The organism is Burkholderia sp. GW821-FHT14F03 (assembly GCF_058803765.1).
In genome coordinates, this window is the sequence record NZ_JBXAPG010000052.1 from 38,468 (window position 1) to 50,655 (window position 12,188).

Here is a 12,188-nt window from a genome sequence, read left to right on the forward strand (position 1 = left end):
GCACCGATCGGAAAGTGCGAACGGCCTTTCTTTTCATGTTTGAAATTTTCATACATTGATCTACACTACCGCGGCACAGGAGCGGGGCCTCAGCATCCGCCGGGCACCAGGGAGGGGACGGACAGATGAACCAGTTCGGGTTAGTCCAGAACGCGGGCGGCGGCAGCGGCTGCGCATCGCGTCGTCGTCTCGCGGCGCTTGGCGATCCGGGGCTCGTCCGCGCCGGCACCACGGATTCGCCGCCGACCGGCCCGACAGAACGGCTCGCCGACGTGCGAACCCTGTACGCAGCGCACGCCACGCGACGCCGCCCCGGGCCAGGCCCGCGCATGCCCGGCGACGCTGCCCGATGCGAGATGACGTGTCGCCAGGCGGGCCGGGCACCCGCGTCAGACCTTAGAATGACCGCTTCGCCACACCGGTGCGGCCGACGCGAACAGCGGCAGATGCCTGAATCGACGCCACGGGCCTCGCATCTGCCGCCGCCGCGCGCCGCACGCGCACCCAGGGAGTACCGTGTCAGCGCCCAATTTGATTCCGCACATCCGCAAGCTGTTCGGCGAACTGCGTCCGGCCGAACAGAAAGTCGCGGATCTGGTGCTCGACGACGTCGATTTCGCCCTGCACGCGAGCATTACCGAACTCGCCCGCCGCGCGGCGGTGTCGGAACCGTCCGTCACGCGTTTCTGTCGAGCGGTCGGCACCGACGGGCTGCGCGATTTCAAGGTGAAGCTCGCGCAAAGCCTCGCGGGCGGCCTGTCCTATTCGCAGGCGTCGATCGAGCGCGACGACACCACCGCCACGCTCGTCGACAAGGTCTTCCGCACGACGGCCGCCGGCATCCAGCACGCCTGCGAGACGATCCATACGGCGGAACTCGATGCGGCGATCCGCGCGATCTCGAGCGCCCGGCGCGTGATCTTCATCGGCGTCGGCTCGGGCTCCGGGCTGGTGATCCAGGATGCGCTGCTGCGCTTCCTGCGGCTCGACATTCCGGCGAGCGCCTTTTCCGACGCGCACTTGCAGCGCCTGCACGCGGGCCTCGTCGAACCGGGCGACGTCGTTTTCGCGATCTCGCACGCGGGCCGCAGCGAAGAGATCAACGACAGCATCAGGATCGCCCGCAAGCGCGGCGCGACCACCATCGCGCTGACGAATGCGGGCGCGCCGCTCGTCGCGCTCGTCGATGTTCCGATCATCCTGCATCTCCCCACCGCGATCGACCCCAACATGCCGGGCGTTTCGCGCATCGTGCAGCTCTGCGCGATCGACACGATCGCGCTCGGCGTCACGCTCAATCAGGATGGCGAGGTCCTGGAAAAAATCCGCCGCGCGAAAGCCGCGCTGCATTCGAGTCCGTCGCGCAAGCCACGCGGCGCCTCCTGACCGCCGCGCGGCGCGACACCCTGCGCCGCCTATTGCCCGCTCCGTCTTCATTTCACCCATTAATTTAGGAATCCAAATGTAGATCGCCTCCCGAAACGACCGAGCATTGCCTGTCCTTTGACCGCCGATCCAGCAGAGTCCGGCGCGAACGGCGCGACGGCGCCCGCGCGGCCTTCTGCCCGCCCATCTGGAGAATCGAATGCGCATTCCGTTCGTCCGACTCGCCTCAGGCGCGCTCGCCTGCGTGCCGCTCTGGCTCAGTCATGCGGCCTACGCCGACCCCGTCGCCGCCAACACCAACACGCCGCTGTCGCTGACGCCGCCGATGGGTTTCAACGACTGGGCGCGTTTCCAATGCGTCCCGCAAGCACCGCTCGACGGCAGCGCGCGCGCCGGCTATTCGTTTCAGCGCTTCATGCTCGATCAGGCCGAGGCGATGCGCGGCACCGGGCTCGTGTCGGCCGGCTACACGATGCTGATGGTCGACGACTGCTGGATGATGCGCAACGGCGCCGGCCAGATCCAGGGCTCCACGCGCTGGGGCGGCTCGCAACAGCCCGGCTTCGATCCCGACCTGGGCGCCTACGCGACCTCGGTGCACGGCGCCGGCATGCTCGTCGGCCTCTACAACACGTCCGGCGCGAAAACCTGCCAAGGCGTCGCTGCCGGCGAGCAAGGCTACCAGCAACAGGATGCGCAAACCTATGCCGCATGGGGCGTCGACGCGCTGAAACTCGACAATTGCGGCGCGACCGGCAACGCGACGCCGCAGCAACTCTTCAAGCAGATGGCCGACGCGCTTGGCCAGGCAACGGCCGGCTCGCCGCGCAAGATCCTGTTCGACGAATCCGCGCCGGCGGGCTACGGCCCCGGCGGGCCGTCGAAGTACGCGACGCTCGCCTGGGTGCGCCCGCTCGGCCAGATGTGGCGAACCGGCCCGGACATCAAGACCACCTCGGTGGACGCGAACGGCCGGCCGGTCGGCGATCCCTGGGATTACTACAACGCGGACGCGTATCAGGAAGGCGTCTACCAGAGCTACAACGACACGATCGCGCTGTCCCGCTACGTCTCGCCCGGCAACTGGAATGACCCGGACCAGCTGCTGATCGGCGACAACGGCTTGACGCCCGCCGAGGAGCGCAGCCAGATGGCGCTGTGGTCCGCGCTGGCCGCGCCGCTGATCATCAGCGCCGATACGCGCAAGATCGCCGCGAATCCGCAGGACGCCCACCTGAAGCAATCGCTCGCGACGCTGACCAACGCCGAGGTGATCGCGGTCGACCAGGATGCGCTCGGCATCGGCGGTTATCGGGTGTCGCGCGACGATCCGTCGACGAGCGCCGGCATCGACGTGGTCGCCAAGCCGCTCGCCGACGGCGGGCTCGCGGTCGTCGTGCTGAACAAGGGGAGCACGTCCGTCGACTATACGCTGCCGTTCGCGAATCTCGGCTACAAGACCGGCGTCGGCGGCTCGCCTTGCACGCTGGCCGTGCGCGATCTGTGGGCGCACAGCACGTCGAGCGCGACCAGCCGGCTGCAGGTGTCGATCGGCGCGCACGACAATGCGATGGTGAAGCTGAGCGGCACCTGCGGCGGCTGGACGCCGACGGGAGAGATCGAAGCGACCCAGACCGACTGGGGCGCGACGCCGCTTTGCATGAACGCCAACCAGGCCACGGCCGGCGCGGCCGTGACGCTGGCCGCCTGCAGCGCGGCGCCGGCACAGCGGTGGAGCCGCAACACCGACGGCACCGTGCAGCTCGCGGGCACCGGCCTGTGCCTGAGCTCGACCGCTCCGGACAGCACCGGCGCCGTCAACGGCGCATCCGGGCAATGGGCGACGCTCGCCGCCTGCAGCGCGCAGGACAAGAAGCAGCGCTTCGCCTACAAGCTCGCCGGACAACTCGTCGCCGCCGCGGATGGACGCTGCGTCGACGTGTATCAGGGCGCCGTGGGGGCGGTCGGCACGCCGGTCGATCTGTATTCGTGCGGAGTGAACCAGTCGAACCAGCTTTGGGCCGCACCGCACCTCGCCGCGCCGGCAAGCTGATTGCCGGAGAACGCATCGGGTCCGGCGCGCAGCACTCGAGGCCGGACGTGAGTTGCAGCGCCGGGGCAGTCCAACTCGCAAACAGGGATGGGCTGCCCCGGGCCATGCCGCGCCGGCTTGACGCTCCTGGCCGAATCCCATGTCATCGCAGGGTTTCCGACTCCCTGCCTGCTTCGCGATTCGGCGCGCGTCGATCCATGTCGGCGGCCGGAGCCGGGCGGCAGGCCATGTTCGCCGGCACGAAGCGGGTTGCGGCCCGATACATCTCGCCCGCTTCGAAAACCCTGTGGATGACGCGGGCATGGCGCGCCCGGTAAGCGTCGATCGCCCTGCCGGACACCAGATCGCCACGCCCCGCCACGCCCGCCGTCGCCGAACAACCAAACAGCCGAGCAACATGATCGATGGCGGCAATACAGGCGCGGCCGACGCCGCGCGTTGTGCCGCGCCGCGCGAATCGCCCGGCGAACGTCACGCGCCCGGCGGCCAGAACACCAGTGCGCGCACCTCGATGCTGCGTCGCGCGGGCGCCGTCTCGGGCGTGGTCGGATCGTCGAATGCCGTGTGCGCGGTCAGGCGCGCTCGGCCGTCGTCGAGCGAATCGTAGATCTTCAGGAGCGCCACCTCGTCCGGACGCTGGCGCCGGAAGTAGTACCAGCGATGCGCGGGATTGGCCGTGATCGAATAGGTTTCGCCGACCTTGTCGCGGTAGACGAGATCGCTCGGCACGAGATCCCCGCGCGCGATCGAGCGGGCATCGCACAGCGCGAGCGGAAGGCGCTCGACGACATCGAGCGGCCGCCACACGTTGACGATCGCGAAGCGTTGCCGCAAGCGCGCCTCGGCCTCCTCCGCCGGGAGATGGTCGCGCACGCGGCGCGGCGCCGACACGAAGGTCTGGTCGTTGTGCACGCGCCGCACCGGCTCGCGCAGCGAAGCGGTCGCCCGCGAGCCTTGCGCGCTGTCGCGCAGCGTGTGATCGAAGATCACGATCTTTTCCGCCCCGGTCGCGGCGCGCAGCAGCGCGTCGACTTCCGCGTAGTACACCGAACGGATCACGGCGTCATCGGAGAAATCCGTCAATGCGGTGCGATGCGCGCGCAGCTCGAAACCGCTGACGTCGAGCCCGAATTCACCCGCGGCCGCGAGCGGCCGCGCGTCGCGGATCGTCACGCGGTGCGGCGCGAGCGCGCCCGTCACCCACGGCGTGCCCGGCGGCGGCTCGAACGTATAGGCCACCGGCCGGTCAACGCCCGGCGCCAGGTAATTCACTTCCGCCTCCACTTCGCCGCCGCATACCGGCGGATGCTGTTCCAGTACCGTGCTCATCGCGATTCCTCGTCAGTCAGAACGATTCCTTGTAGGGGCGCAGGTCAAGCTCGTGCGTCCACGCGCTGCGATGCTGCCGATGCAACTGCCAGTAGCTGTCGGCGATCGCGTCGGGCGACAACAGCCCATCCTCGCCCGCCAGCGCGGCGAGTTGCGGCGCGCCCTGCCGCAGCCGCTCGCCGTCGATCCCGCCGTCGATCACCGCGTGCGCGACATGCACGCCGCGCGGCCCGAACTCTCGCGCGAGCGTCTGCGCGAGGGAACGCAGGCCCGCCTTCGCCGACGCGAACGCGGCAAACGGCGCCCGACCCCGCAGCGACGCGGTCGCGCCCGTGAACAGCAGACTGCGCGGCTCGTTCGTCGCCGCCGCGTCGAGCAACTGCGGCAGCACCGCCTGCGCGAACAGCAGGCCGCCGATCACGTTGGTGCGCCACGCGCCTTCGAAATCGGCCACGCGCAGTTCGAGCGTCGGGCCGCGCACCGCATTGCCCGCGTTGAATATGCCCGCGCGCAACGCACCCAGCTCGCGCACCCGCCCCGCGATGCGGCGCACGTCGTCCTCGTTCGCGATGTCGCCGACGAGCGCGTGCGCGACGCCGCCGTGCGCCCGGATCTCCTCCGCGACGGCTTCCACGCGCGCCGCGGTGCGGCCGCTCAGCGCCACGGCATAGCCTTCCCGTGCGAAGCGCCGCCCCACCGCCGCACCAAGCCCCGCGCTCGCGCCGACGCCCGCGACCCACGCGAGCGGACGAGAAGCGGACTGCGATTGATCTGTCATGTCATTCACCCTATCTCGCCGGACCCGGCGATGAAAAGAACAAAACGGACTAAGCTTATCGACGCCGCTGCAAACCCCTCTTTGCATGGCCCGATGAGCATAGTCCGTTTCGAAAACCCTGCGGATGACGCTGGTATGCGCGTCAGCGTCGTTGCGCGAGCACCCGTGTCAGGCGATCGCCCGACATCTGCACCGCCTGCACGAGCACGACCAGCACCACCACGGTCGCGAGCATCACGCGCTGGTTGAAGCGCTGATAGCCATAGCGGATCGCGAGATCGCCGAGCCCGCCGCCGCCCACCACGCCCGCCATCGAAGAGAAGCCGATCAGCATCACGACGGTCAGCGTCAGCCCCGCCAGCAGCGACGGAAACGCCTCGGGAAGCAGCACGTCGCGCACCACGTGACGCGCGGTGCCGCCCATCGCGACGATCGCCTCGATGCGACCGCGATCCACCTCGTCGAGCGAGGCCTCGACCACGCGCGCGAAGAACGGGATCGCGCCGATCGCGAGCGGCACCACGGCGGCCGTGCTGCCGAGGCTCGTACCGACCACGAGACGGGTCAGCGGAATCAGCGCGATCAGCAGCACGACGAACGGCACCGAGCGTCCGATGTTGATCGCGAATCCGAGCACGGCCGCCGCGCGCGGCGCATCGAACACGCCGGGCTTGCGCGCGACGCACAGCAGCACGCCGAGCGGCAGGCCGCCCGCGATCGTGGCCAGCGTGGCGAGCGCGACCATGTAGAGCGTCTGCAGCGTGCCGGTCGCGACCAGCGCGGCCACCTCGCTCCAATCCTGCGGATTCATCGCGCCTCCCTGCCCGTCATGCCGACGACGCGCCTCACGACCCCGCTCCCGGCGCATGCACCGGGATCACCGAGCCCTGGTAGCGATCGCGGATGAACCGCGCGACGGCCGGCGAACCGAGCGCGTCGGCCAGCTTGCGAATGCGCGGATCGCCGGCCAGCTGCGGCGTCGTCACCACCACGTTCGCATACGGGTTGCCCGCGACCGGCTCGAGCCCGAGCGCATCCTTCGCGGGCGACAGCCCGGCTTCGAGCGCGTAGTTGCCGTTGATCACCGCGAGCGCGACGTCGTCGAGCGCGCGCGGCAGCTGCGGCGACTCGATCTCCAGCACCTTCAGGTGCTTCGGGTTCGCGACGATGTCGCGCGGCGTCGCGAGGCTGCGATCCACGCCGGTGAGGCCAGGCTTGAGCGTCACGAGGCCCTGCGCCTGCAGCAGGAACAGGGCGCGGCTCAGGTTGGTCGCGTTGTTCGGCACCGCGACCGTCGCGCCCTCCGGCACCTGATCGAAACGGCGGTACCTGCGCGAGTAAACGCCGAGTGGCTCGATGTGCACGCTTGCCGCGACCACGAACTTGCGGCCCAGCGCCGCCTCCTGCGAATGCAGATAAGGCACGTGCTGGAAATAGTTCGCGTCGACGTCGCCGTGCGCGAGCAGCTCGTTCGGGTTCACGCCGTTCGGAATCTCGATCACATCGAGCTTGAGTCCCGGCGTGATCTTCTGCGCATACGCGAGGATTTCCGCGTGCGGAATCGCGTCGGCGGCGATCCGCAGCGGCGGCGCATCGGCCGCGCCGGCGGGCGCGACGACCGCGAACGACACCGCCCAGGCGGTCAACAGACGGACGCAGCGTCCGGAAACGAAATCGAACATGGCACACCCACGGGAAAAGGAAACAGGAAGCGCCGCGCGAGCGCGCGGCCGCGATGCGATAAGCGTCAGGCCGCCTGAGCGGCGAGCACGTCGGCGTAGTGACGGCGGGCGACGTCCGGATGCGAGCGCAGCCGCCCCTTCAGGTAGTTCGGCCCGACCTCGTGGAACAGCGGGTTGTCCGGGTCGCTCGCCGGCCCGCGCGCCTGCGCTGCCAGCCCGGGCGGCAGCGTGAGCAGCGGCACCGTGGCGTCGAGACGCGCGCCGAGGAAAAAAGCGATCGACAGCCGGTCGCGGCCGGCGGGCGGCGTCACCACCCGGTGCACGGTCGCGCGCAGATAGCCGTTGGTCGCCAGTTCCAGCAGTTCGCCGATATTGACGACGAAGGTGCCCGGCAACGGCGTCGCATCGATCCATCCGCCGTCGTCCGCCGCCACCTGCAGCCCGCCCTGCTCGTCCTGCAACAGGAAGCTCAGGAATCCCGAATCCTTGTGCGGCCCGACGCCCTGATCGTCGCCCGTCGCCTCGCGGCCCGGATAGCGGATCAGCTTGATATGTTCATTCGGCGTCGCGCCGTAGATCGCCTCGAACGCATCGGCCGGCTGCGCGAGCGCGACCGCGAACGCCTGCAGCACGCGGATCGCGACGCCCGTCAGCTCGCGCTGCCAGCGCAGCAGCGCCGGCTTCAGGTCCGGCAGCGCGTCCGGCCACTGGTTGGGCCCTTGCAGGCGGGTCCAGGCCGGCAAGCCGGCCTGCTGCGCGATCACCGGCCGTTCCGCGCCGATGTCGAACTGCTCGCGCCAGTCGCGCCGGCCGCGCGTCAGCTCGTCGCCGGCGCGCGTATAGCCGCGAAAATGCGCCGAATTCGCCATTTCAAGCGCGAGCTTGTCCGCCTCCGGCAGCGCGAAGAAACGCCGCGCGGCCGATTGGATCGACTGGCCCAGCGCGAGATCGATGCCGTGACCGCGCAGATAGAAGAAACCGACATCGCGCGCGGCATGGCGCAGCGCGGCGAGAAAACCGTCGCGCGCGGCGGCGTCGGCGGAATCGAAGTCGGACAGATCGAGGATGGGCAGTGCGCGGGCCTGTTCGTCTTGTTGCAGCGTCATGGTGCGTGATTCCGGCAGAAAGTCTGGAAAGCGTAGGCATCGCGGGAAATTGATGCTAACAAAGCGGGAAATCGCGGCAAAACAACAAAATCCGCTATGGATATGCCGGAATCGGTGGCGCGAGCGCGCGCGAAATACGCAGCCGCGCCGGACGCGCGGCGCGGTGAAAGCGCGGGCCGAACGGCCCGGCGGAGGATGAACGGCTTACTTCGACAGGCTGGCGCGCACCGTGTATTCGCCGGCCGAGGTCTCTTCCTGATGCACCGTGTAGCGTGTCCCGTCGAAATCGGACGGCAGCGGTTCGACCGGGTAGCCGTGCTTTTCCCAGGCGTCGAGGCCGCCCTTCAACGCGCGGACATCGCGGATGTTCTTGCGATGCAGCTGCGCGACGATGCGCTTCGCGGTGGCCTCGTTCGGGCACACGCAGTACACGACGATCGCGCGCTTGAGCAGCACCGGATCCAGCTGCTCGGGGGTATCGAGATCGAGCGGATAGGCGCCTGCGATCCGGTAGGCCTCCTTCTCGCGCACCGCGCGCGGCCGCGCATCGAAAATCAGCGGCGGCTCGTTCGACTTCATCATCTCGTCGAGCTGCTGCGGCGTGATGCGCACCTTCCCGAGCCAGCGCCGGAACTGCACGCGCCGCACCCATCGGTACAGCAGGAAGGTGACGAAGATCGCGGCGAACGCGTCGAAGATGGTGCCACCGCTGTGGCGCACCCACAGCACGAGCTGCACGATCTCCTCATGCAGCAGCGCGCCGCCGAACAGCCAGACACTCGCCCACAGCGACGCACCGGCCAGGTCCCACAGCAGGAACACGCGCACGCCGACCGCGGTCGTGCCGAGCAGCGGCGCGGACACGAGCCCGAGGCCCGGCAGGAATTTCGCGAGCACGAGGAGCGGCGCGCCATAGCGTTCGAATACGTTGCGCGCGATACGCACGGTGGTGTCGAGCGACAACGAGAAGCGCACGAGCCCGTTGAGCAGTCGCCGGCCGCGCAGGCGCCCGGCGAAGAACCACAGGGAATCCGCCAGCATCGTCGCGCCGATCGCCGCGCACAGCATGCCCGCGTAGGAAGCCTGCCCCATCGCCGCCATCGTGCCGCCGAGGATCAGCATCGGCACGGCCGGCACCGGCATCCCAAGCTGCGTGATGAGGACGCTCAGGAAGACGGCCCAGGGGCCGAGCGACGACGGAATTGCGACTGGAAAATGCCACACGGGGCGCTCCTCGAAGGCGGGGCGGCCGCCGGGCCGCCCCGACCGGCAGCATGCCTCGGCGCTCCCGTGGCGTAAACCGGTATCTTCCGCATTCTAGACGCGTTTGATTACACCTGTTTTGCGCCCCCGGGCGCGGCCTGGGCGCCGCATGCCGGGCAAAAGCGGCTGAATGCGTTCTTGCGCGCGCGGCACTGCCCGCACGCGTCGAATACGCCGATGCCGCAGTGCGGACAGAAATTCCGCTGCGAGTCGGCCGTATCGAGCGGGCGTTCGCACCCGGGACAGATCTTCTTGTCGATCTGCGCATAGGCACTGACGAAATCGATCGCGCCGCGCCGGGCCGCATCGGGTTGCTGCTCCTCGCTACGCTGCCGCTCGAGATAGCGCGCAAGTGCGCGGATTGCGTACTGGCCCGCCGCGACCGTCACGGCCAGCCCGACCAGATAGCGCACATAACCGCCGTAGCTCGGCAGATACGGCACCAGCTCGACGAAAAATCCATACAGCGCGAACAGGATGAAACCCCAGACGAACGGCCAGTAGCGGCTCTTGCGCTGCGTCGCGAACAGCCAGCCGGCGATCAGCACCGGCGGCAGCGTGAACAGCAGCCGCACACCGAACACGCGCAGTTCCTGGCGACGGCGCGCCGCGTCGAGACGCGTCTGCGCGGCCGCATCGAGCGCGGCGCGCGCCGCGGTCAGGCCGTCGCGCTCGCGTTCGAGCGCCGCCCCCTGCTGCTTGAGATCGGCCAGCTTCGCCTCGGCGGCGCGCTCGCGCTGCGTCGCGCCCTCGAATGCGCGCGCATGGCCGAGTACCGACGGATCCTCGTCCGCACGGTCCGTCACGTGCCGGGCCGATGCCGTCGCCTGGAATGCCTCGCGCGCCTGACGCGTGTCCTGCCGCGCGGCATCGAGCAGCACGCCGGCCTGATCGAGCGCATCACGATTCGCGGTGATCCGGGTGGACAGCGCCGCCAGTTGCGCATCGAGCGGACGGGCCGCGGCCAGGTCGACGAACGTATCGCGCTGCAGGTCGGCCGCCACGCGCGGCAGGTCACCGACGATCAAGCCGCCCAGCCCGGCCAGAAACACGGCAAACACCACCGCAATGATCCACAACGCCCGCTGATACCAGACCTCAGCCACGCGCAAGCCCTTCGACATCGTATCGCCCTCCTGAAGAAACGGATGCCGGGCGCGCCGGCGTCATCCGCCACCGGCTCCGCGCCCGCCGCCATGATCGCGCCATCGCACGCGGCAATCAATCTTCATATCAATTGCCTGTTCAAATCATTTTTGATTCCAATGATTATTTCCGGGCAATTTTCGATTATCCGACCCTCTCGATATTCAAGCATTAAAAGAGCATCTTTAAAAAGGCGCGTGAACTGCGACAGCTTGTCGCAGTTCACGCGCCTTTTTATCTTTCAGCGAGCCTTCCGCGCGCCTTCAATCGACCTTCCAACCGCTTGCATACCTTTTTCTGCTGACCCTCTCGAATTAACGGAACTTGACAAGAAACGGGAAAATTTACATCTCGCCAGATTGTCAGATGACGTCATTTTTCAATATTTAACGTCAAATTTACAGAATTTATCGGTTGACGTGTTTTTATCTGACCTTTGTCTCAATAAAATTCACTTTCAAATTCATTACGCCATATTTCATGCCGATTAAATCTGACCTCTTCTGACTGATTGATCGGTGAACTCATCACGTCATTCAGAGGGGTTGGACACCATGAATCGCACTTATCGCAGCATTTGGAACGAAGCACTCGGCGCGTGGATCGCGACGTCGGAACTGACATCGTCGCGCGGCAAGCCGAACAAGTCCGCGGTAAGCGCCTTGGTGCTGGCCCTGGGCATCGCCTGCTCGACGGGCGCGCAGGCAACCTATCTCGCGGGCGGTGGCACGGACGGCGACGGCACGGGCGACGTGATCGCGATCGGCGCCCAGAACGCGGCGGGCGGCAAGGGTTCCATCGCGTACTCGATCCGCGGCATCGCGATCGGCTCGGGCGCGGAAGCCGACAGTTCGCCGGGCGGCACGCGCGGCCTCACCCCCATCAACGCGGACACCATCGCGATCGGCACCAATGCGCGCACGCTCAACGCGAGCGGCGGCGGCAGCATCGCGTTCGGCGCCAACAGCATGGTCGGCCAGACCGACGGCATGGCGCTGGGCGCGGCCTCGACCTCGACGCAAATCGGCGCGGTCGCGCTGGGCGCAGGCTCGGTCGCAAACCGCGCGGGCGGCGCGGTCGTCGAGAGCTTCTCGGGTACCAACGTGACGACCACGGGCGCGCTGTCGGTCGGCAACGGCACGACGCTGCGGCAGATCACCAACGTCGCGGGCGGTACGCAGGACACCGATGCAGTCAATGTGCGCCAGCTGACCACCGTGTCGACCTCGGCATCGACCGCGATCAGCTCGTTGTCGACGTCGGCGTCGACGGGGATCGGCTCGTTGTCGACGGGCCTCAGCTCGACCAACAGCAGCGTGACTTCGCTCTCGTCGTCCGCTTCGACCGGCCTTTCCACTGCTAACAGCGGTATCAGCTCGCTTTCGACCGGCCTCAGCTCGACCAACAGCAGTGTGACTTCGCTCTCGTCGTCCGCCTCGACCGGC

At 68.1% G+C, this 12,188-nt stretch carries 12 protein-coding genes; 4 read left to right on the plus strand and 8 right to left on the minus strand.

Annotated features, from left to right (window positions below; genetic code table 11):
* Window positions 1-516 precede the first annotated feature (516 nt).
* Window positions 517-1,386, plus strand: coding sequence for a MurR/RpiR family transcriptional regulator (locus AC1RQF_RS27850; protein WP_273996127.1), 870 nt, complete (start codon window positions 517-519; stop codon window positions 1,384-1,386).
* Between the two features lie 199 nt (window positions 1,387-1,585).
* A complete protein-coding gene (locus AC1RQF_RS27855; protein WP_492873420.1) occupies window positions 1,586-3,439 on the plus strand; it encodes a ricin-type beta-trefoil lectin domain protein in 1,854 nt (617 codons plus the stop codon).
* A 142-nt stretch (window positions 3,440-3,581) separates the two neighbouring features.
* Here AC1RQF_RS27855 and AC1RQF_RS27860 read toward each other — a convergent pair whose 3' ends face one another.
* The 8 genes from AC1RQF_RS27860 to AC1RQF_RS27895 all read right to left on the minus strand — a co-directional run bounded on the left by AC1RQF_RS27860 (window position 3,582) and on the right by AC1RQF_RS27895 (window position 10,721).
* Window positions 3,582-3,914: a hypothetical protein gene (locus AC1RQF_RS27860; protein ID WP_492873421.1), complete on the minus strand. Its 333-nt coding sequence runs from the start codon at window positions 3,912-3,914 to the stop codon at window positions 3,582-3,584.
* Complete coding sequence (locus AC1RQF_RS27865; protein WP_492873422.1) at window positions 3,911-4,768, minus strand: CmcJ/NvfI family oxidoreductase; 858 nt, start codon at window positions 4,766-4,768, stop codon at window positions 3,911-3,913. Before AC1RQF_RS27865 ends, AC1RQF_RS27860 begins: the two co-directional genes overlap by 4 nt.
* A 16-nt stretch (window positions 4,769-4,784) precedes the next feature.
* On the minus strand, window positions 4,785-5,546 hold the full coding sequence (locus tag AC1RQF_RS27870) for an SDR family NAD(P)-dependent oxidoreductase (protein WP_492873423.1): 762 nt from the start codon (window positions 5,544-5,546) through the stop codon (window positions 4,785-4,787).
* Between the two features lie 142 nt (window positions 5,547-5,688).
* The gene (locus AC1RQF_RS27875; RefSeq protein WP_273996132.1) at window positions 5,689-6,357 is read right to left on the minus strand and encodes a methionine ABC transporter permease; all 669 of its coding nucleotides are present in this window, start codon (window positions 6,355-6,357) and stop codon (window positions 5,689-5,691) included.
* A gap of 34 nt (window positions 6,358-6,391) precedes the next feature.
* Entirely contained in the window at window positions 6,392-7,228 is an 837-nt protein-coding gene (locus AC1RQF_RS27880; RefSeq protein ID WP_492873424.1) for a MetQ/NlpA family ABC transporter substrate-binding protein, read from the minus strand.
* Window positions 7,229-7,293: 65 nt separating this feature from the next.
* Entirely contained in the window at window positions 7,294-8,334 is a 1,041-nt protein-coding gene (locus AC1RQF_RS27885) for an isopenicillin N synthase family dioxygenase (RefSeq protein WP_273996134.1), read from the minus strand.
* A gap of 204 nt (window positions 8,335-8,538) precedes the next feature.
* Window positions 8,539-9,558 carry a VTT domain-containing protein gene (locus AC1RQF_RS27890; RefSeq protein ID WP_273996135.1) on the minus strand — a complete coding sequence of 340 codons (1,020 nt, stop codon included), beginning with the start codon at window positions 9,556-9,558 and terminating at the stop codon, window positions 8,539-8,541.
* Window positions 9,559-9,665: 107 nt separating this feature from the next.
* A complete protein-coding gene (locus AC1RQF_RS27895) occupies window positions 9,666-10,721 on the minus strand; it encodes a serine endopeptidase (protein WP_492873425.1) in 1,056 nt (351 codons plus the stop codon).
* 24 nt (window positions 10,722-10,745) lie between these two features.
* Between AC1RQF_RS27895 and AC1RQF_RS27900 the strand changes: the two genes are divergently transcribed.
* Together AC1RQF_RS27900 and AC1RQF_RS27905 are read left to right on the plus strand one after the other, a co-directional pair.
* On the plus strand, window positions 10,746-11,234 hold the full coding sequence (locus AC1RQF_RS27900) for a hypothetical protein (RefSeq protein WP_492873426.1): 489 nt from the start codon (window positions 10,746-10,748) through the stop codon (window positions 11,232-11,234).
* Window positions 11,235-11,297: 63 nt separating this feature from the next.
* Window positions 11,298-12,188, plus strand: an 891-nt coding sequence (locus AC1RQF_RS27905) for an ESPR domain-containing protein (RefSeq protein WP_492873427.1), incomplete at its 3' end; no start/stop codon positions are given.

What these genes read in the sequence shown, in the direction of transcription:
- AC1RQF_RS27900 (WP_492873426.1), top strand. Translation starts at nt 10,746, where the DNA reads ATGCCGGGCGCGCCGGCGTCATCCGCCACCGGCTCCGCGCCCGCCGCC.
- AC1RQF_RS27870 (WP_492873423.1), bottom strand. Translation starts at nt 5,546, where the DNA reads ATGACAGATCAATCGCAGTCCGCTTCTCGTCCGCTCGCGTGGGTCGCG.
- AC1RQF_RS27855 (WP_492873420.1), top strand. Translation starts at nt 1,586, where the DNA reads ATGCGCATTCCGTTCGTCCGACTCGCCTCAGGCGCGCTCGCCTGCGTG.
- AC1RQF_RS27875 (WP_273996132.1), bottom strand. Translation starts at nt 6,357, where the DNA reads ATGAATCCGCAGGATTGGAGCGAGGTGGCCGCGCTGGTCGCGACCGGC.
- AC1RQF_RS27885 (WP_273996134.1), bottom strand. Translation starts at nt 8,334, where the DNA reads ATGACGCTGCAACAAGACGAACAGGCCCGCGCACTGCCCATCCTCGAT.
- AC1RQF_RS27865 (WP_492873422.1), bottom strand. Translation starts at nt 4,768, where the DNA reads ATGAGCACGGTACTGGAACAGCATCCGCCGGTATGCGGCGGCGAAGTG.
- AC1RQF_RS27895 (WP_492873425.1), bottom strand. Translation starts at nt 10,721, where the DNA reads ATGTCGAAGGGCTTGCGCGTGGCTGAGGTCTGGTATCAGCGGGCGTTG.
- AC1RQF_RS27880 (WP_492873424.1), bottom strand. Translation starts at nt 7,228, where the DNA reads ATGTTCGATTTCGTTTCCGGACGCTGCGTCCGTCTGTTGACCGCCTGG.